We start from the raw sequence: 18546 nt of genomic DNA, 5'->3' as shown, positions 1-18546 counted from the left end.
AGCCGATCCCCAGATCAAGCACCTGTCCGCAGGTTTTCGATCGCAGTTTTCATTTTCTCCAGCCCTTCCAACATCCGTGATCTAGGGCAGGCGAAATTGAAACGGACATAGCCCGGCCAGCCAAAAAATGCTCCGTCGGACAAAAACAGCCCTGCTTCCTGTTCGAAGAAGTTCGCGGGATTCTCCACGCCCAATCCACGGGCATCGATCCATGCGAGATAGGTTGCCTCCGGAGCGTGGATTTTGAGACCCTCGCACTCGTCATTGATGAATCTTACCAACTCATCACGGTTCGTCTTGAGGTATGCAACCAGCTCCTGTCTCCATGGCTCACCCTCCTTGTAAGCTGCCTCTGCGGCATAATAAGAGAGGGCGTTGATCTCCGCCAACGTGTGACCCCGTGCCGCATTAAATCTACGCCGTATCGAATCGTCGGGAATGAGGGCGAAGGCATAGCCAAGTCCCGCGATATTCCAGGTTTTACTTGGAGAAAGCAACGTGATCGAACGCTTTGCCAATGCCTCCGGTAGCTGTGCGGCAGAAAAGTGCGGAGTCGTCTCCTCATCGAAAACCAAGTCGCAATGGATCTCATCGGAAACCAATACCAGATCGTGTTTTTCGCAGAACCCGGCGAGTTTGGTGACCTCCTCCGCGGAAAAAGCGCGACCCAGCGAATTTTGCGGATTGCAGAGAAGAAATAGCTTTGTATTGGGAGAAACCGCCTTTTTCATCTCCTCCCAATCGAACTCCCAGCGATCGTTTTTGAAGATGTGATCGACGGTGAGCAATTTTGCATCGGCATCATGATGAACACCTAAAAACGGCGGATAAACCGGCGTGCAGGTCATCAGCTCCCCCCCATCGCCACAGAATGCTCTCGCAGCAAGTGAAAGCGCCGGAACCAACCCTCCGAGATGGATCAGATGCTCTTCTTTCAGCTCCACACCGCGCCGGGTCTTGAGATATCCGCGGATCGCATCGACCAAGCCGACATGTGCCTGCGGATAGCCGAAGATTCCATGATCCACCCGCTCGTGCAACGCGCTTAGAATCGCAGGATCTGAAACAAAATCCATATCCGCGACCCAGAAAGGATCCAGATTCGGCTTACGATCATACTTGATGCAACCTGTCCCGCGCCGTGCCACTACCGTATCGAAATCAAAACTCATCTCGCCCGGAAAATGCCCCCCACAGCCCTGTATTGCAACCGCCAAGCGGAATAAAAAGCACCTGATGGCGCTGCCTTATTGGCTTTCCGCAAAAAATACCCGAAGCTAGCGGCAGAATCCTATGACTTATCATTTCTCAAACATCGGCCAAGCACTTGCTGGCGGCAGCGGAATCGGCGAATTGATGGACGATCTGGGCCAGGCATTAGCCAATGGTGGACCAGACCTGAAAATGCTCGGCGGCGGACAGCCAGCACAGATCACGGAGATCAATGAAATATGGAGAAACCGCCTCGCTGAAATTTCGTGCAACAGCGTGGATTCCACACGCCTCCTAAGTATCTATGATCCTCCGCAAGGTAATCCGCGCTTCATTTCAGCAATTACAAATCTGTTGAAAGACTCGTTTGGCTGGAATCTTGGCGAAGAAAACATTGCCCTGACCAGTGGCGGACAGACTGCGTTTTTCTATTTGTTCAACCTGTTGGCGGGAACCATGCCAGATGGGCAGAAGAAGAAAATTCTGTTCCCGCTGGTTCCGGAATACATCGGCTACGCGGCGCAGGGACTGGATCCGGAAATGTTCCATGCCCTGAAACCTGAAATCGAAGAAATCGGGCAGCATCAATTCAAGTATCACATCGATTTCGACCGTATGAAGCTGGGCGACGACATTGCCGCAATCTGTGTTTCGCGCCCCACCAACCCGACCGGCAATGTTCTTACGGATGACGAAATCAAACGTCTTTCCGATCTGGCAGAGGAAAACAAGATCCCTTTGATCATCGACAACGCCTACGGCGCACCCTTTCCCGGCATTATTTTCACTGATGTAAAACCCATCTGGGACGAGCATATTATCCTCACGCTCAGTCTATCTAAACTGGGACTTCCGGGGACGCGGACCGGGATTGTCATCGGCTCCCCGGAGATCATTAGAGCGGTTTCGTCAATGACGGCTATCATCGGCCTCTCGAACCCCAATACGGGGCCACAGGTAGTGCTCCCGATCATCGAAAATGGCGAAATATTATCTCTCAGCCAAAACGTCATACGCCCTTATTATGAGAATAAATCCAAAATCGCCCAGCAGGCGGCGCGCGATATTTTCCAGGAAAATTTTCCATGGCGGATGCATCTGAGCGAAGGTGCGCTTTTTCTCTGGCTATGGTTTCCGGGCCTCAGTATCACCTCCAATGAGCTCTATAAACGCCTGAAAGCAAGAGAGGTCCTGGTTATCCCCGGGCATCATTTCTTCTTTGGCTGTGATGAAGAAAACTGGCAGCACCGGCACGAGTGCATTCGTGTATCCTTCGCAATGGACGAGAGGATCGTGCGTGACGGACTTCAAATCATCGCCGAAGAAGTAATCGCCACCCTGCGCTGAGTTCCAGCCATGGAGGCCATATTCCTATTCCGCAAGCTTGATGACCAGTTGGCCTCGCTCGATGCGCAATTCTTCAATTCCGCCAATCCCGGCGCCATTGCCAAAGATTTCTCCAAGAAGATCCTTCCCCTTCATGCCTCCCAGCCAATCATTTGGCAGCGATGCACCCCAGACAGTGAAATCGTCCAAAACCAGAGAAGGTTTCCCGTCAATGCTATCAACCGTAAATTTTGCTCTGGCTTTGAGCTTTTTGCCACCGACAACGGGTAAATCCTCGTCGAGATCTGTCTCTATCCGGGCATGGATCTCATCGTTCGCCAGAGTGAGTTTCAGCTTTTCCCCGAGATTGGTGTTCTGGTTGATGAGACCGTTCAACTCGCGCTCGCTGAGAACAATTTCCTTACTACCTTCCTCGTAAGTGAGTTCTTCAATGGTCTCAATTTTATCCTGAAGGACCTCTGTCTCCTGCTGGGTCAGCTCTACCGGCTTGATCGGACGATTGAACCAAAACCATGTGGCCACACCAAGAACCACGATGAGAATCAAAGCGAGACCAGCCACCAGGAGGCAGGAAATCTTACGCCGAGGCTCAGCGATAGCTGATGCTGTGCTTTCCGGGGAGATGTTATCCATACCGGATACTATCCGCGTTCCCACACAATTGGCAAGGCACTGAAAAAACCTTCCGCCGGATCGCGCAAAAGCCTCCGCAGATAAGAATCCGCGAAGGCTTTCTATACACAGAAAGTAACTTTTTCTCAGGCTATCTTGACATCAACCCACTGACCCGTGCGGGCGGATTCCAGAACGGCATCACAGACATATTGCGTGCCCAGCGCATTGCGGAAATCCGGATACTGCTTTTCCGCGCTTGGATCATCCAGCGATTTGCAAAACTCGACCAGAGCATGGGTGAAGGAATGCTCGTAGCCCAGGCATAGACCCGGCACCCACCAATTGCCCGCATAGGGATGATCTCCATCAGAGCAATGAATGCTGCTCCAGCCGCGGCGGTCACCGGGAACTCCATGATCAAAGTATTCGAGGCGGTTCAGATCGTGAAGATCCCACGCAAGTGACTTCTTCTCACCATTGATCTCAAACGTGTAGAGAGATTTATGGCCACGTGCATAACGGGTGGACTCGAAAATCGCCAAGGAGCCGTTTTCAAACCGCGCAAGGAAGGCACATGCATCATCAATGGTAACCGGATGCTTCTCGCCTGTTTCCTGGTGGAGACGTTCCTTGATGAATGTCTCAGTCATCGCGGATACCGAAACGATATTTCCATTGATCCACCTTGCAGTATCAATGCAGTGGGCAAGCAAATCCCCGGTAACACCGGAGCCCGCTGATGCAGCATCAAGACGCCATAAGGCGGCTCCACCCTGCGGTAGATCCTCGGAAATGGTCCAGTCCTGGAGGAAATTCGCTCGGTAGTGGAAAATGCGTCCAAGCTCGCCGGAGTGAACAATATTCTTTGCGTGCGTAACGGCAGGCAGGAAGCGGTAATTATACCAGACAAGGTTTGGCAATCCGGATTTTTCCACCGCCTCCACCATTTTTTCACCTTGCTCTCCATTCAAGGCCAGCGGCTTTTCACAAAGGATCATCTTGCCGTGCTTGATGCACTCGAGAGCGATCTCCGCATGGGAATTGTTTGGTGTGCAGATATCAATGGCATCGATGTCCTCACGCTTCACAAGCTCACGCCAATCCGTTTCATAAGATGCATAGCCCCACTTTTCAGCGAAAGCTTTCACCTTTTCCTCATCGCGACCGCAGACCGCCTGCCGGACAGGAACGTGCCGGGTATCGAAGAAATGGCTGATCTGGGAGTAAGCGTTCGAGTGTGTCCGGCCCATAAAGCCGTAGCCGATGAGGCCGATGCGTATTTCTTTTTTTGACATATTGGATGGATTTGAAGGTTTTGAAAATTAGATCGCCTCCTGGACGGAAATCATGGATTTCAGAATAGCGTTCCACGTGTGGGCGTCTTCCAGGACATCATTCGGGAACATGCAGCCGTCCCAGCAGATGTGTTTTATACCACGTTTCTGGTAGTCCTTCAGCCAATAGCTCGAACACTTCGCGATATCGAGGAGACCGTTTGGATCGTCCGCCGGACAATGGCGGCCGGTCTTATCGTGCGAGCCTGTTCCGTGAACGGTCCCGTCGTTTTGGGCGACATGGAAATCAATGGTCCACGGTCTCAACGCATCAGTCATGATCGTGTAGGCTGCCCAGAATTCTTCTCCGGTATAGCCTTTCTTCAGCAGGGCTGCCTCAGGAGCATTATGCCCCATGAGATAGAGATATGTGTGGGCTAGATCAGCCTGGAAACCTACCGTTTCAGGCATTCCCACGGCTTCGAGAGTCTGCAGCATGACCTTCCATGAATGCATCCCCCCCCAGCAGATCTCACCTTCCGCCGCGAGGCGCTCGCCGCTGTCCGCAGCTATTTTTCCGGCTTCCTGGAAGGTCTCGGCAATCTTCCTCGTGTTTCCCGCTGGATCTTCCGACCACTCGGAAACGCTACCCGCTGTATCAATACGGATATTACCGTATTCCCGGACTCCGTGCTCGTTGAAAATCTTTGCAATGCGGCAGGCCTTTTCCACAGCCAGAAGAAATTTTTTCCTGTCCTCGCTACCACCGAAGGAACAACCGCCGACTGTTCCGGGCCATACCGGTGCGACCAAGGTGCCGACCTTGAGATCACTTGCCGCGATCTTGTCGGCGATTTTCCGTAAATCGGATTCCGATGCGTCGGGATCCGTGTGTGGATGGAAGAGAAAGTAGTCCACACCATCATATTTACGGCCGTTGACATTTGCCGCAGCGGTGAGCTCCAGCATGCGATCGAGAGAAATCGGTGGGTGATCGGTGCCTTCTTCCTTACCGACCAAGCCTGGCCACATGGCATTGTGTAATTTTAAGTCGTTCATGAATTCCGTGGATTTTTTATGAAAATTTTCAACTCCGGATCCCGCTATGATACGTAGGATCCGCCGGATGCTTTCAGACTTTCCAGCCAAGCCTGCCAAATCAACCTGTAAACACGCTTTCGGGGGATTTTTATGCGCTCACTGAGTTGTGAAAATGATGCTCCTTCGATTTGCTCCAGCGTTTCCATGGCGATCATCGCCGGCAATGCACTGGAGATTTTCAGACGTGCCGTTCCGAGTGCCGCCGAATATTGCCTGCCATGTTTCACCCAAACATTTGCCTGCTGTCTCCAGGCTGAAAAGCTTTCCATTAGTTCCTGCTCATCCTTCGGATTTTTCACCGGCAGATAGCACCGCCCCTGGGCAAGATCCTCGGGCAGGTCACGGAGAATATTTACAAGCTGCAGCCCTTGCCCATACTTAGCGGCATGCGTCAGCAGGATTGCCGGATCCTCCCTGGAAAATTTCTCCCGTAGCGTGAGGTAGCCAAGCTTTGTCCAGAACTCGCCCACAGATCCGGCGACTCTCCATGTGTAATCTTCCAGCCGCTGTGGATTGGCCAATGTTCTGATCTCTTCCCCTGTCCTGGTGCCAAATCGCTCAAGATCCAGAATCTGTCCGCTGACAATGATTTTCAATACTTCATGGATCAAACCGATTTCCGCAATACTCAAGGACACAAGAGCTTCCATCAGGCGGGAATAGCTTTCCAAAAGCTGCCGTTCCCTGATGAGTGGTGTGGATGAGATCAGTCCTGCCGGTATCTCCGCATCCGTTCTTCCGTGACGCAGATCTTCAAGAATAACAGTCAGCCGCTCCATCCGCTCCGTATGGGGGACGGAGGCGGAATCAGCGATGGTATCCGTTGTCCGTGCGAGCAAATATGCGATGACTGCCGGGCGACGCATCGGGACCGGCAAAAATCTCAAACTAAGATAAAAAGAACGGGAGACTCCTTTTAGAATATCCGTTTCCAGCGAGGCATTCATCATTCGTCCACCGAAAGAATACGCCCGCAATTCTCGCATTGGGTGACTTCTTTTTCGCTTTGCACAGCGATAACGGTAGAAGCGATGACCTTGACGTGACAGCCTGTGCATTGCCCGTTTCTCAACGTCGCAATTGCCATGCCATCCTTGGATTTCATGAGTTTGTTATAAATCGGCAGATAGTCATCGGAGACATCCAGAACAAGTTTGTCGCGCTCCGCCTGCACCTCGGAGACGAGTTCCTCGGTCTTCGCCTTGCGTTGTTTGATCAGAGCAAGATCCTCATCAACGATCTTCTGGGTTTTCGCCAGTTCCCCCTCGGCATCCGCATGTTTTTTGCGGAAAATATCGACTTCCTCCATTGCTTCCAGCTCGAGAGTTTCGAAAGTATCCACTTCCTTTTCGTAGCGGGTGATTTCGTGGCCGAGGGCATTGTATTCGTCGTTCTTTTTCGTCTCGAATTGTTGGGTGCGGAGGCGCTGGATGGTGGTGCGCCGGGTTTGCACATCCATCTCGATCTTCTTGACCTTAAGCTCTGCCGCTTTCAGCTCATCGTGAGCCTTTTTCAAGTTCGCGGTATCCCCTGCTAGCCTGGCTTTTGCGCGAGCCTCATCCTGTGGAAGCTTCGCCAGTTCCTTCTGGTAACCCAGCAAACGCCTGTCTCTGTCCTGTAAAATCAATAATCCACGGATCTCTTCCAACATGCCGAAGGATTATCCGCCGGGAGCCTACTCCGCAAGCATCGGTTGACGCTCATTTTGCCTGCGCGAAATGGCATTATATGCGTAGAGCCCGATTGCCAGCCAGATCAGCCCGAAAGATAATAACCTGGGTGTGGACATCGGCTCGCCATACATTTTCCAACCGATAAGAAACTGAATGGTCGGACCGATGAATTGGAGCATTCCGAGCGTGCTCAGCCGGATCGTGCGGCTGGCATAACCGAAGAACAATAGTGGAAACGCCGTGATTACTCCGGTGCCAGCGAGCCACAGGGCATTTTCCCAACTCCCGCCAAAGGCCTCCGGAATATTGGAATTCTGGTAAATCAACCACCCCACCGCAATTGGAACCAAAGCGCTCGTCTCCACGGTCAGGCCATCGATAGCTCCCAGCGGAGATCGTTTTCTTACCACGCCGTAGAGAGAGAACGTCAGCGCAATTGAGAGCGCAAGCCACGGAAAATGTCCCACCCCGGGGATCTGCATCAGCACCCCACAGAAAGCGACCGCAATGGCAATCATCTGAAGCCGGTTTTGTCTTTCTCCAAACCAGATCAGACCGAACAACATATTGAAGAACGGATTGATATAGTAACCCAGCGCCCCCTCGATCATTTGCTCACTCACCACCGCCCATACATAGAGAAGCCAGTTTCCACCAATGAGCAGGCCGGAGAGAAAATGCCATGAGATCGTGCGTAGATCCCCTTTCACGCCGATACCACGCCACCACAACAACGGCCACATCGCCAGACAGGTCCAAATCGTCCGCTGGGCAACGAGACTAGGCGGGCTTATGAAATCGAGATGCTTCCAATAAATCGGCAACACGCCCCACAGGCCGAAGCAGAGCAGCGCTGAGATCAATCCCCTGTTATTTCCCGTCACGGCACTGAACTATTCCCAAGCCGCTCCGCTTGCAACTGGAGATTGGAGCAGAGAGAGTCTTATTCTTGATGTTTCCGTCCTGTAAATCAAAGCTACCACCGTGTCCCAGCCCCGTCTCAGCATTCCCCAATACGCCATGGCCCTGGCCCACGTCGCCAGCCTCCGCTCGGAAGATCCCTACCGGAAAGTCGGTGCAGCCGCCTTGGATCATGATAATCGTGTGATCGCGACAGCCTACAATGGCCTGGCACCGGGCTTCGATCCCTCACCGGATTTCTGGAAGGATCGCGAGGGGCGGCAAAAATTCATGCTGCACGCGGAAATCAATCTCTGCTCACTTTTCCGCCGTGGAGATGCAAAACTCATTGCTACAACGACGATGCCCTGCACCGCCTGTATGCAGACACTCTGCGCCTACGGGATCAAGGAAATCTATTATCAAGAGATTTACCATGCCTCCGATGCTCCGGAAATCGCAGCACTGTATGGCGTGACGCTTCAGCAAGTAACGGATTTCCCAATGTCCGATTACCTTATCCCGGAGGAGTAAAAGCCGGCCATCCTTGGCTTTCCCGCCCCTCAATCACGATTGACCATAAACGCTTTTACCATTACAGCCAGTTCCATGCCTAAGAAACCAGTAGTGCTCATCATCCGCGATGGTTGGGGAACCAATCCAGGCGGCAAAGCAACCGCCGAGAAAGACGGTAACGCCGTTCTTCTCGCCAATACCCCTTTCACCGACGAAACGCTCTCCCAATATCCTCACAGCTTCCTCAGCGCATCCGGCATGGATGTCGGCTTGCCCGAAGGTCAGATGGGGAACTCAGAGGTCGGCCATCTCAATCTTGGTGCGGGGCGTATCGTTTATCAGGATTTCACCCGTATCAACAAAGCTATTGCAGAGGGAACAATCTCCGATAATGCCAATTTCCAGAAGGCATTGGAAAAAGCAAAATCCGGCAGGCTCCATCTCGTGGGCCTCGTTTCGGACGGCGGAGTGCACTCCCACCAGGATCAGCTCATTGCCATCACCAAGCTCGCCAGCGCGGCAGGAGTGAAAGATATCATGATCCATGCCATCACCGATGGCCGCGATACTTCGCCAACCGGTGGTGCCGCCTACTTGTCCCAGGTCGAGGATGCCACCGCACCGGTCGGAGCCCGCATCGCGACAGTCGTTGGCCGTTACTTCGCGATGGACCGCGATAAACGCTGGGATCGCGTGAAACTTGCCTGGGACGCGATCGTCCACGGCATCGGTGCGAAGAAGGACATCCTCGCCTCGGAAGCTGTGGCCGAAATCTACGAATCCCAATCCAAGACCGACGAGTTTATGCCGGCCATGGTCTTTACCGAGGCTGAGACACAACGTGTCCGCGATGGCGATGCCGTCCTTTTCTTCAATTTCCGCGCAGACCGCGCCCGCGAATTGTCAGAGGCCTTTTTGATGAAGGACTTCGATGGATTCGATCGCGGCCAAGTGCCCGATGTCCATTATGTGACTCTCACTGTCTATGACGAAAAGTATCCGTGCGATGCGATTTTCACCCCACAATCGCTCAAAATGACACTGGGTGAGACAGTTGCCGCAGCCGGAATGAAGCAGATGAGAATCGCAGAAACAGAGAAATATCCCCACGTCACCTATTTCTTCAACGGTGGGGTGGAACAGGAAAACCCCGGGGAAAAACGTTTCATCATTCCTTCCCCAAAAGATGTCCCGACCTACGATTTCAAACCACAAATGTCGGCTGAGGAAGTCACCCAGACCGTTGTGGAAAACTTGAAAGACTTCGATCTGGTCATCCTCAATTTCGCCAATCCGGACATGGTCGGGCACACCGGAGTCGTCGAGGCAGCGAAGAAGGCATGTGAAACGATCGATGCATCGGTCAAAGCGATCGTCGAGCAAACACTGCGCCTCGGTGGAAAGCTCCTTATCACCGCGGATCACGGAAACTGTGAGTTTATGTGTAACGAGGATGGCTCGCCGAACACAGCCCACACGACGAACCTCGTGGAAATCATTTATGTGGCGGACGATGCCTCCACGAAGAAAATGCATGACGGCATCCTGGCCGATGTCGCCCCGACTCTTCTGGAGATGCTCCGTCTCGATCAACCTGCTGAAATGACTGGCAAATCTTTGCTCAGCTGAGCTTCCGAATATTCCTTAAAAAAACTCCGAAATGAATATCCGGGGCTTTTTTTTGGATGTCCGGGCCGAATGCTATTCTTTGATCTCCCACATCTTCAGATCATCCACGACCGCAATCTTGGGCACTGCGAAGGCGAAGTTCTGCTTTGTTTCATGTCCAAAACCGGGAGAACTGAAAGATGCGACTTCTTTCCCATCGATATAAACGGTGAGCGTCTCGTCGTTGTGCCAGGTCACGATCTCATACCAGCGGTCGTTCTTGAGGTTGAGAGGGAAAGTCTTGGAAGAAGCGGCCATAGCGGCTTTTGCCTCAGGCGAGCTTTTGTCATCCGCATACTTCAGGTTGAAACGACCTGTCCGCTCGTCGTCCAAGTGAATGCTGTTTGTCCGGATCGTGATTCCGTTGATATGCCCCGCATGGACTTCCTTGTGATTTTTATCATTATACGCCAGCTTCAAAGAACCGTCCTCCGGCAACATGAATCTCAGGGATAACACCAGATTCTTGAACGATTCTTCGAAATCGTGGCGGGTGGAAATCGAATGATCAGCCAGAGGCGAAATGGTCATGACCAATGTCCCGTCAACCAGATCATTCTGCTTATCTCCCTGCGCCCGCGACTCACTGCTGGTAGACCAATCCTCGCCGAGATCGTCCTTCTCACCTTTATCCTCCCGATTGAAATTATCATCGAAGATAAGCTTACCCTTTTCCGCCACCAATTCGGCCACGTCCTTCGGCAGCTCCACCTCACCCTTGTCGGTGGCATTCTGCGCGTTTTCCTCCGCCTGACCTTCGACATAGAGACGGTCCGCGGCCGTGAGCGAAGAAAGAGGCAGCGTCAGCACCCTACCATCCGTCTTCCGTTTTACCTTAACGTCATCCTCGCTGCTGGAGACATAGTCGGCCTCAAGATGGCGACCGTCGTTCGATGTCCAGATCCGGGCATGGGCAAGTGGATGGCAGAGCCCTACGGCAGCAAGCAATAATGGGAGTTTTTTCATGATATTTATGTGGTATACGATGGCAACGGATGGGAATTAACAATCATTTTTCCATAAGATTCCACAAGTGAGAAAAATATTGCCAATCGTCGAATAAAGGTTATGGAACCGCTGGACGGAAAAATTTCCCGTCCTGGATCGCAATTCACGCGATCGCACTTTTTCCGGTCTTCATCGATGAGAGATTGTAAGAGGTTCACCCTGCACTCATCGACACCGCCCGCCACCGATCAACGGTTGAGGCAGGCATTTTACTAAGATATGACCGCTACATTTGAAGCGATGGCTCTTGCCGCGCCCTTGAAAGAAGTTCTCAAAGAACTTGAATACTCCACTCCTTCGCCAGTTCAGGCCCAAGCGATACCGCTACTCCTGGAAGGCCGCGATCTATTGGGATGCGCCCAGACAGGCACGGGAAAAACGGCGTCTTTTGCTGTTCCCATTCTCAACGCAATTAATAACGACCAGCAGAACACCGTTAACAAGCAGTGCCGCTGCCTTGTTCTGACACCCACCCGTGAGCTTGCGGGACAAGTCGCGAAAAGCTTTGCCACCTACGGACAGAAAGTCCGCTTCCGCCAGACCATGATTTACGGAGGTGTGGGCCAGCGCCCGCAAATTTCCGCCATGCGTTCCGGCGTCGATGTCCTCGTTGCCACTCCGGGGCGGTTGCTCGATTTGATCGACCAAGGCCACGTCAATCTTTCCGGGGTGGAGTTCTTCGTCCTGGACGAGGTCGACCGCATGCTGGACATGGGCTTTTTACGGGATGTGAAACGCATCGTCGCGCTTCTTCCGAAGAAGAGACAATCTCTGTTTTTCTCCGCCACTCTAGCGCCAAACATCGTTTCGCTTGCGGAAGGTATTTTGAAAAACCCGGCGCGGGTTACCATCACCCCGGAGGTAACCACGGCGGAGCGCATAAAACAGAAGCTTTGCTTCGTAGACCGCGGCAATAAAATGTATCTCTTGCAGACCTTGCTGGAAAAACAAAGCCAAGCGGATTCCGCGAGGCTCTCCATCGTCTTCAGCCGCACCAAACACGGCTCCAATAAACTTGCGAAAGCTCTCACCGCAGCGGGCTATACCGCGGAAGCTATCCACGGCAATAAATCCCAGGCTCAACGCGAGAAAGCTCTGGAAAAATTCAAGCAAGGCATCATTCCGGTGCTGGTCGCCACAGACGTAGCCGCACGTGGTGTCGACGTAAAGGATGTCGGCCTAGTGGTAAATTATGACCTCCCGAACGAACCGGAAGCCTATGTGCACCGGATCGGCCGCACCGGACGTGCTGGTGCCGAAGGTCTTGCAATCTCCATGTGTGCCGAAGACGAAATCGAATTTCTCCGCGAAATCGAAAGACTGATCAAGGACACGATTCCACGGGATACGACCCATGAATGGCACAGCGACGCCTTGGTGGAAAAACACCGTTCCGGCTTCAAACCGCCCAAGGTTAAACAAGGGGGTGGCGGACGCCAGGGCGGCGGTGGCGGACGCGGAGGAAACCGCGCAGGGCAATCCCCGAACAGTGCCAAAAACAATTCGGGTGGCGGTAATAGTGGTGCCCGCAGAAGTGGCGGTAACAACGTCGGCCCCCGCTCAGGTGGAAGCAGACGCCCTGCTCGCCAAAGCTCGGGCGGTTCCCGTTATTCCGTCTAGTCTCCCTGCCATCTCGGATGGTTCCATTTTTTAGGTCGGCAATCTTCGGGTCGCCGGCCTTTTTGTATTTAGGTGTTTTGGTGGATCATTGCAAAAACTGAGGATGCGTAGGTTGTTGACAATTCAGGGAAGTCCCTTGTCGATTTTGACCCAAAAAGGTATCCTCGGAGAATTCGGGAATATTTCATATTTCCGCCAACTAAAATCCAAATAATTATGCTAAAAATATTACATTCCACTCTATTCGCGGTGACGGCGCTTTCGTTGCCGACCCATGCGGCAATCATAGCTGATCTTGATGCGGATGTCGGAGCATGGGTGGATGCCGGAGGCAATGGTGCAGGTAATCCAAACCCCTCTCAGTTTCCTGCCGGTTGGACTTTCAGCTGGAACCCGACGAACCAAAGTCTCGTGGGAGGCACTTGGGAACCAATTCCAAATAGTGGCAATACAGGCTTTAAAGTTGCTTCCACGGTCGCAAACGCAGCCGTCACCTATAGCTCCGAACAGACTGTCAGCGTTAATACGAGTACAAATGGTGCTGGAAACGTGTATGGTGGCACAAATTCATTTTTGTCTACGGATGGAATAAGCCATTACACCATCCTTACCTATACCGTCCAGGCTGGCGAAGCCGGGATTGCCACTATTGATACCGAAGGAAGTGGTGGGAATTCCACCAATGGGGATCACGTTATTTTACACAACGGAAACATTCTCAGCTCAATTATTGGCGGAAATGGAAGAACGACTCTGGAAAACGTCACCCTGAATGTCGGAGACACCGTTTCGTTTGCATATGTCAATCTTGCCCAGGACGCGGACGATCAGGCCGATAACTATGTTGAAGATCTGACGCAGGTTAACAAGAACACCACTCGCTGGTATGCTCAGGCAACCATCGACGTAGTTCCCGAACCCAGCACTTCCATATTGGCCGGTCTTAGTATGTGCGGTCTACTTATCCGCCGTCGCCGCTAGTTTCCCAGCCTCTAGCCGATTTGTTTTCAGTAAAGCTCCTGCCAATAAAGGCAGGAGCTTTTTAGGCTGGAAGACGGACAGAAAAGAGCGTGCGTTTGCTCATTTTCCGGAAAGTTTGGAGATCGTCGCTTGATCCAGCACGAAATTACCCGTTCCAAATGGCTTGAACGGCTCATTCTCCAGAATCTGATACTCAAAAGCTTTTATCGGTTTTACACCCGCCACTTCCGACATCAAATAGACACGGATGGTCAACGCCTCTTTTCCCGTCCCTCCTTCGAGTTTTTTGATCGCATATTGAACCTCATTCTGACCGTTTCGTGCTCCGCCGATCACAATATCCGCATCCTTTGCATTGGCAAAACGATGACGGCTAATCTTATTGACCTGCACTTGCACTTCTCGTCCAGGGCAGAAAACATAGACCTTGGCGATCGTTGTCGCAGGATTCGCGGCAATCGGAGCCGGTGGCACCACTCCCGATGGCTGTGCTTCAGGAACTCCTTCCAAATAACCCAGATCACCCGCCGCCAATTCTTTCCGAACCTCGGGCAATGCGGTTAGGTTGACGAAATCCGCCTTGTTATATTGCCACCCCCTTGTCCCTTGCACAAATGATAGGACCAGTAGGTTGTCGGTAGGTTCGCCACCCACACCAAAGTCCACTTTACCAAAATAGGCGGATTTGGCCGTCCTCCCATTTTGCTTCGCCTCTAGAAATTTCAGACCGTTCAGGCTGGGAGGCGGCGCCGGAAGGTCGAAAACCGCCGCCGGAAACGGCAATTTTTCAGACACGATACGGTTTCTTACCTCTCCCTGCCTGTGTTCCGCGGTCACCATCTGCCAGACACGGGCGTCTTTCTGGATCAGGGCATTGCGCCAAAGCGTATAGGTTTTCTCCAGCGCAGGCCGGAGAGCATCCTGGGCATTGCAGATAGCGGCCAAAATCAGGGTAAATGCCAAAATAAACGTTTTCATGACCGAAACGATTGGACAAGTGCCCCCAAATCACAACAAACAAATCCAAGCACATTTACAATTGCCCGGTAGATGCGCTTTTTCATTATGAGCCATATCCTGCAAAAAGTTGCCCCGATCGGTGAATCCCGTGACAAGGAGCTTCTGAAATCCGCCTCCAGCTACGTGTATAAAAGCCAAGATGGCATTGATTTACTAGCACACGTATTTTTTCCCGCAAATTCCGGGGAGACCAATCGACCTGCCGTTGTCTTCTTTCACGGCGGGTTCTGGGATGCGGCCATGGTTACCCAATTTGTCCCGCACTGCCATCATTTCGCCAGCCGCGGAGCGGTCTCCATCACGTTCGAATATCGGGTTGGCTCAAAACATAAGACCGGGCCTCTGGAGGCCATTGAGGACTCGCAGGCGGCGATCGCGTGGATCAGCGAGAACGCCCAGACACTAGGTATCGATATCGAAAACGTCGTTTTCTCCGGAGCGGCCGGGGGGGCTTACCTGGCTCTGTTGCTCGTCATGCGTAAAGAAAAAGACTCTGCGGCCGTCCCTTTCCGCCCAAAGGCCTTGGTGCTTTTCAGCGCGCTGGTGAACACGACAGTCAAAGGACAGTTATCCGAGCGCTTCCCAGACAAAAAATCCGCAAAACAACACAGTCCCAACTGTCTACTCCGCAGTAAATTGCCACCGATGCTGTTTATCCACGGGAAATCTGATCGCGTCACCCCTTTTGATGAGATCGCAAGTTTCAGCCGACGCATGAGATGGCGTAGAAACTCGTGCAAAATCGCCGATTTTATCGGAGCTGAACACAGCTTTTTCAACTTCAATGTCAGCCATTCGAATTTCGAGATGGCGATCAATACGGCAGATCATTTCCTCACAGAACGAGGTGTTTTACCGGCCCGGGCTGAAGAATACTAGCTGCCATCCTTCGCTGATCTTGCGATAGTATCCCAAGCTTGCTTCCTCCTCGGATTGTCATGGGAGGGAAAACATAAGCTTCCAACAAACCACAAAATAAAAAAAAACAGCCGAGATTTCTCCCGACTGCTTTTTTTTGAGTAACAGGCTTTGAGCTTATCCGATGACTTCCGGCCAATCTGTGTGGAAAAATTCTCCACGTGGCTTATCCGTGCGCTCGTAGGTGTGGGCACCGAAGAAGTCCCGCTGGGCCTGGAGTAGGTTAGCTGGCAGCACTGCGCTACGGTAGCTATCATAATACCCGAGCGATGCGCTGAATGCTGGCACAGGGATGCCAGCGAGCGATGCGATCGAGACCACTTCACGCCAGTTTTGTTGGAATTCGTTGAGCAGGTTGGTAAAGAACGGAGCCAGCATAAGGTTGCTGAGCTTCGGATCCTTGCGGTATGCATCCGTGATATCGTTGAGGAAGCGGGCACGGATAATGCAGCCACCGCGCCAGATCGCAGCGATCTTGCCAAGATCAAGACCCCAGTTTTTCTCCTCGCCCATGGTGGCGATGAGATCCAGGCCCTGTGCATAGGAAATGATTTTCGATGCGAAAAGGGCGTCGTGAACCTTTTTGACAAGCTCGGCTTTCTCCAGAGAGATCTCTACGTCCGGACCTTTGAGAAACTCGCTGGCTGCCACACGTTTTTCCTTCATGGAGGAAAGGATACGCGCCTCGACAGCAGCGTTGATGGTAGAGATGACGATCGCGTTTTCCACCGCATTGATGAGGGTCCAGCGGCCTGTGCCCTTCTGACCGGCTGTATCAAGGATCTTGTCTACTAGAGCAGCCCCCGTCTCGGGATCGTTTTGCTCGAAGATTTTAGCAGTGATCTGGATGAGATAACTCTCCAGATCGCCGTTGTTCCAGTCGGTGAAGACCTTTGCAAGCTCCGCCGGAGTGAAGCCAGCTTTTTTGAAAATGCTATATGCCTCACAAATGAGCTGCATATCGCCATATTCGATACCGTTGTGGATCATTTTCACATAGTGACCTGCACCACCTGTGCCGATATGGGTCACACATGGTTCACCGTCGACTTTGGCGGAAATACTCTCAAAAATTGGTTTCATGACATCCCAAGTGGAGGTGGGGCCTCCGGGCATAATGGACGGGCCTTTACGCGCCCCTTCTTCTCCACCGGATACACCGGCGCCGATGAAACGGAAGCCGAGATCGCCAAGCCATTTGTCACGGCGTTCGGTATCAGTGTAGAGAGAGTTGCCGCCATCGATGATGATATCGCCTTTATCAAGCAGTGGAATGAGCGACTCGATCACCGCATCGACAGGACCACCGGCTTTTACCATGATCATGATTTTACGCGGAGATGCCAGCGACTGGACGAAACCTTCCAAAGTTGCTTCACCGACAAGTTTTTTGTCCGGGTGCTTAGCGATGAATTCTTCCATCGCGCTCGTTGTGCGGTTGTAGACAGAAACCTGAAAGCCTCTTGATTCTACGTTCAAAACAAGGTTTTGGCCCATAACGGCCAGTCCAATTAGTCCAAAGTCACTGTTGCTCATAGTAATTACCCGTAAATTTAGGTGGCACCGATTTAGGAGAGACTGAGATTGAGTGCAACCCCTTGTTGCCTTTTCTCCATCAATTTCTCACATTCCCAGCGTGAACCTACCAAATGCGATCACCCTCTCTCGTCTTTTTCTTACCGCGGGCTTTGTCATCTTTGTTGCTTGGGAAAGCACATGGGGGCATTTCACAGCGCTTTGCTTGTTTATCATCGCGGCAGCCAGTGACTTTCTCGACGGTTGGCTAGCCAGGAAAATGAATCTTGTTACACCCCTCGGCAAGCTGCTCGATCCCCTGGCGGACAAGATTCTCGTTTGTTCTGCGTTCGTTTTCTTCACCTCCAAAGGTCTATGTCCCGTATGGATTACCGCTTTGATCATCAGCCGCGAGTTTCTCGTGACGGGGCTCCGGCAGATTGCAGTTGAGGCCGGCCAGGTGCTAGCTGCTGACAATCTCGGGAAATGGAAAACCACCTTCCAGCTCACCTATCTTATTTCCGGTCTTATCTGGTTGACGCTGGAGACGATGGAAAAAATTCCTTCCGGTCTTGCCATTTTCCACACACTCACCAAGCCATGGGGCGATGGTGCCTGGCTACTACCCATCACTCTTTTTCTAGCGGTGGCGCTTACCGTAATTTCCGGTTGGAACTATGTCTGGTCCTCCCGATATTTGCTGAAGGGCCATTAATCGTATCTCCAGCCCTCCCCAATTCTCTCAAAATTCGATGAGTTTCCCATCTCCAGACAAATTTTTGGCACTGGAGCTACGTATGGAAAAGCTCGGGATCAGGCAGGAGGATCTGACGGAAAAATTTGTCAGAGGCTCCGGATCCGGCGGGCAAAAAATCAATAAAACCTCCAACTGCGTGTTTCTCAAACACGAACCCAGCGGGATTGCCATCAAATGCCAGATAGAGCGCTCCCGCGAGATGAATCGGTTTCTCGCACGCCGGGAACTGTGTGACCAGATGGACGCGATCCTCAACGGCAAAGCAACGGCGAAAAATCAAGCGATCGAGAGAATGCGCCGTCAAAAGCGTCGAAGATCCCGCCGCTCCAAGCAAAGATCTGTCGCCGACAAGCGGGCTCTTTCCAAAAAGAAAGAACTCCGCCGCCCGCCATCCGAGTAAACCCAGCTTCCTCCCCAAAAG

General features: G+C 52.3%; 18 protein-coding genes. 8 read left to right on the top strand and 10 right to left on the bottom strand.

Annotated elements, in window-relative coordinates; genetic code table 11:
• Window positions 1-14: 14 nt before the first annotated feature.
• Window positions 15-1172 (bottom strand): MalY/PatB family protein, encoded by a 1158-nt coding sequence (locus ACFSSA_RS14720; protein ID WP_386821351.1) that lies wholly within the window; start codon window positions 1170-1172, stop codon window positions 15-17.
• Between the two features lie 121 nt (window positions 1173-1293).
• Between ACFSSA_RS14720 and ACFSSA_RS14715 the strand changes: the two genes are divergently transcribed.
• Window positions 1294-2559 carry a valine--pyruvate transaminase gene (locus ACFSSA_RS14715; RefSeq protein ID WP_386821350.1) on the top strand — a complete coding sequence of 422 codons (1266 nt, stop codon included), beginning with the start codon at window positions 1294-1296 and terminating at the stop codon, window positions 2557-2559.
• A gap of 24 nt (window positions 2560-2583) precedes the next feature.
• On the opposite strand, the gene ACFSSA_RS14710 is transcribed toward ACFSSA_RS14715, so the two are convergent.
• From ACFSSA_RS14710 to rarD, 6 genes are all read right to left on the bottom strand, one after another.
• The gene (locus tag ACFSSA_RS14710; RefSeq protein ID WP_386821349.1) at window positions 2584-3192 is read right to left on the bottom strand and encodes a hypothetical protein; all 609 of its coding nucleotides are present in this window, start codon (window positions 3190-3192) and stop codon (window positions 2584-2586) included.
• Between the two features lie 125 nt (window positions 3193-3317).
• A complete protein-coding gene (locus ACFSSA_RS14705; RefSeq protein WP_386821348.1) occupies window positions 3318-4469 on the bottom strand; it encodes a Gfo/Idh/MocA family protein in 1152 nt (383 codons plus the stop codon).
• 27 nt (window positions 4470-4496) lie between these two features.
• A complete protein-coding gene (locus ACFSSA_RS14700; RefSeq protein WP_386821346.1) occupies window positions 4497-5507 on the bottom strand; it encodes a sugar phosphate isomerase/epimerase family protein in 1011 nt (336 codons plus the stop codon).
• Window positions 5508-5551: 44 nt separating this feature from the next.
• Window positions 5552-6499 (bottom strand): phytoene/squalene synthase family protein, encoded by a 948-nt coding sequence (locus ACFSSA_RS14695; RefSeq protein WP_386821345.1) that lies wholly within the window; start codon window positions 6497-6499, stop codon window positions 5552-5554.
• Window positions 6496-7200, bottom strand: coding sequence for a zinc ribbon domain-containing protein (locus ACFSSA_RS14690; RefSeq protein WP_386821344.1), 705 nt, complete (start codon window positions 7198-7200; stop codon window positions 6496-6498). The genes ACFSSA_RS14695 and ACFSSA_RS14690 overlap by 4 nt, the downstream gene beginning before the upstream one ends.
• A 24-nt stretch (window positions 7201-7224) precedes the next feature.
• Window positions 7225-8085, bottom strand: a complete 861-nt coding sequence (gene rarD / locus ACFSSA_RS14685) for an EamA family transporter RarD (RefSeq protein WP_386821342.1) — start codon at window positions 8083-8085, stop codon at window positions 7225-7227.
• Window positions 8086-8206: 121 nt separating this feature from the next.
• Here rarD and ACFSSA_RS14680 point away from each other — a divergent pair, with 121 nt between their 5' ends.
• Window positions 8207-8656 carry a deoxycytidylate deaminase gene (locus tag ACFSSA_RS14680; RefSeq protein ID WP_386821340.1) on the top strand — a complete coding sequence of 150 codons (450 nt, stop codon included), beginning with the start codon at window positions 8207-8209 and terminating at the stop codon, window positions 8654-8656.
• Between the two features lie 75 nt (window positions 8657-8731).
• Window positions 8732-10267 (top strand): 2,3-bisphosphoglycerate-independent phosphoglycerate mutase, encoded by a 1536-nt coding sequence (gene gpmI, locus ACFSSA_RS14675; RefSeq protein ID WP_386821339.1) that lies wholly within the window; start codon window positions 8732-8734, stop codon window positions 10265-10267.
• A 72-nt stretch (window positions 10268-10339) separates the two neighbouring features.
• Here the strand turns inward: gpmI and ACFSSA_RS14670 are convergent, their stop codons facing one another.
• Window positions 10340-11272 (bottom strand): hypothetical protein, encoded by a 933-nt coding sequence (locus tag ACFSSA_RS14670; RefSeq protein WP_386821338.1) that lies wholly within the window; start codon window positions 11270-11272, stop codon window positions 10340-10342.
• Window positions 11273-11533: 261 nt separating this feature from the next.
• Here ACFSSA_RS14670 and ACFSSA_RS14665 point away from each other — a divergent pair, with 261 nt between their 5' ends.
• A complete protein-coding gene (locus ACFSSA_RS14665) occupies window positions 11534-12934 on the top strand; it encodes a DEAD/DEAH box helicase (protein WP_386821337.1) in 1401 nt (466 codons plus the stop codon).
• 216 nt (window positions 12935-13150) lie between these two features.
• Window positions 13151-13915, top strand: coding sequence for a PEP-CTERM sorting domain-containing protein (locus ACFSSA_RS14660; RefSeq protein ID WP_386821336.1), 765 nt, complete (start codon window positions 13151-13153; stop codon window positions 13913-13915).
• A gap of 99 nt (window positions 13916-14014) precedes the next feature.
• Here ACFSSA_RS14660 and ACFSSA_RS14655 read toward each other — a convergent pair whose 3' ends face one another.
• Window positions 14015-14893: a hypothetical protein gene (locus tag ACFSSA_RS14655; protein WP_386821335.1), complete on the bottom strand. Its 879-nt coding sequence runs from the start codon at window positions 14891-14893 to the stop codon at window positions 14015-14017.
• Window positions 14894-14965: 72 nt separating this feature from the next.
• On the opposite strand from ACFSSA_RS14655, the gene ACFSSA_RS14650 reads away from it, so the two are divergent.
• Entirely contained in the window at window positions 14966-15814 is an 849-nt protein-coding gene (locus ACFSSA_RS14650) for an alpha/beta hydrolase (RefSeq protein ID WP_386821334.1), read from the top strand.
• Between the two features lie 156 nt (window positions 15815-15970).
• On the opposite strand, the gene gnd is transcribed toward ACFSSA_RS14650, so the two are convergent.
• Window positions 15971-17389, bottom strand: coding sequence for a decarboxylating NADP(+)-dependent phosphogluconate dehydrogenase (gene gnd, locus ACFSSA_RS14645; RefSeq protein ID WP_386821332.1), 1419 nt, complete (start codon window positions 17387-17389; stop codon window positions 15971-15973).
• A gap of 100 nt (window positions 17390-17489) precedes the next feature.
• Here gnd and pgsA point away from each other — a divergent pair, with 100 nt between their 5' ends.
• The gene (gene pgsA, locus ACFSSA_RS14640) at window positions 17490-18083 is read left to right on the top strand and encodes a CDP-diacylglycerol--glycerol-3-phosphate 3-phosphatidyltransferase (protein WP_386821331.1); all 594 of its coding nucleotides are present in this window, start codon (window positions 17490-17492) and stop codon (window positions 18081-18083) included.
• A 37-nt stretch (window positions 18084-18120) separates the two neighbouring features.
• Window positions 18121-18525, top strand: coding sequence for a peptide chain release factor family protein (locus ACFSSA_RS14635; RefSeq protein WP_386821330.1), 405 nt, complete (start codon window positions 18121-18123; stop codon window positions 18523-18525).
• Window positions 18526-18546: the final 21 nt, after the last annotated feature.

The sequence above is a fragment of the Luteolibacter algae genome (assembly GCF_042683045.1).
In the GTDB taxonomy this organism is placed as follows: Bacteria; Verrucomicrobiota; Verrucomicrobiia; order Verrucomicrobiales; family Akkermansiaceae; genus Luteolibacter; species Luteolibacter algae.
Note: the sequence above shows the minus strand (reverse complement) of the source record. Positions and strands in the feature narration are given on the sequence as shown.

What these genes read in the sequence shown, in the direction of transcription:
- ACFSSA_RS14720 (WP_386821351.1), bottom strand. Translation starts at nt 1,172, where the DNA reads ATGAGTTTTGATTTCGATACGGTAGTGGCACGGCGCGGGACAGGTTGC.
- ACFSSA_RS14715 (WP_386821350.1), top strand. Translation starts at nt 1,294, where the DNA reads ATGACTTATCATTTCTCAAACATCGGCCAAGCACTTGCTGGCGGCAGC.
- ACFSSA_RS14710 (WP_386821349.1), bottom strand. Translation starts at nt 3,192, where the DNA reads ATGGATAACATCTCCCCGGAAAGCACAGCATCAGCTATCGCTGAGCCT.
- ACFSSA_RS14705 (WP_386821348.1), bottom strand. Translation starts at nt 4,469, where the DNA reads ATGTCAAAAAAAGAAATACGCATCGGCCTCATCGGCTACGGCTTTATG.
- ACFSSA_RS14700 (WP_386821346.1), bottom strand. Translation starts at nt 5,507, where the DNA reads ATGAACGACTTAAAATTACACAATGCCATGTGGCCAGGCTTGGTCGGT.
- ACFSSA_RS14695 (WP_386821345.1), bottom strand. Translation starts at nt 6,499, where the DNA reads ATGATGAATGCCTCGCTGGAAACGGATATTCTAAAAGGAGTCTCCCGT.
- ACFSSA_RS14690 (WP_386821344.1), bottom strand. Translation starts at nt 7,200, where the DNA reads ATGTTGGAAGAGATCCGTGGATTATTGATTTTACAGGACAGAGACAGG.
- gpmI (WP_386821339.1), top strand. Translation starts at nt 8,732, where the DNA reads ATGCCTAAGAAACCAGTAGTGCTCATCATCCGCGATGGTTGGGGAACC.
- ACFSSA_RS14670 (WP_386821338.1), bottom strand. Translation starts at nt 11,272, where the DNA reads ATGAAAAAACTCCCATTATTGCTTGCTGCCGTAGGGCTCTGCCATCCA.
- ACFSSA_RS14665 (WP_386821337.1), top strand. Translation starts at nt 11,534, where the DNA reads ATGACCGCTACATTTGAAGCGATGGCTCTTGCCGCGCCCTTGAAAGAA.
- ACFSSA_RS14660 (WP_386821336.1), top strand. Translation starts at nt 13,151, where the DNA reads ATGCTAAAAATATTACATTCCACTCTATTCGCGGTGACGGCGCTTTCG.
- ACFSSA_RS14655 (WP_386821335.1), bottom strand. Translation starts at nt 14,893, where the DNA reads ATGAAAACGTTTATTTTGGCATTTACCCTGATTTTGGCCGCTATCTGC.
- ACFSSA_RS14650 (WP_386821334.1), top strand. Translation starts at nt 14,966, where the DNA reads ATGCGCTTTTTCATTATGAGCCATATCCTGCAAAAAGTTGCCCCGATC.
- gnd (WP_386821332.1), bottom strand. Translation starts at nt 17,389, where the DNA reads ATGAGCAACAGTGACTTTGGACTAATTGGACTGGCCGTTATGGGCCAA.
- ACFSSA_RS14635 (WP_386821330.1), top strand. Translation starts at nt 18,121, where the DNA reads ATGAGTTTCCCATCTCCAGACAAATTTTTGGCACTGGAGCTACGTATG.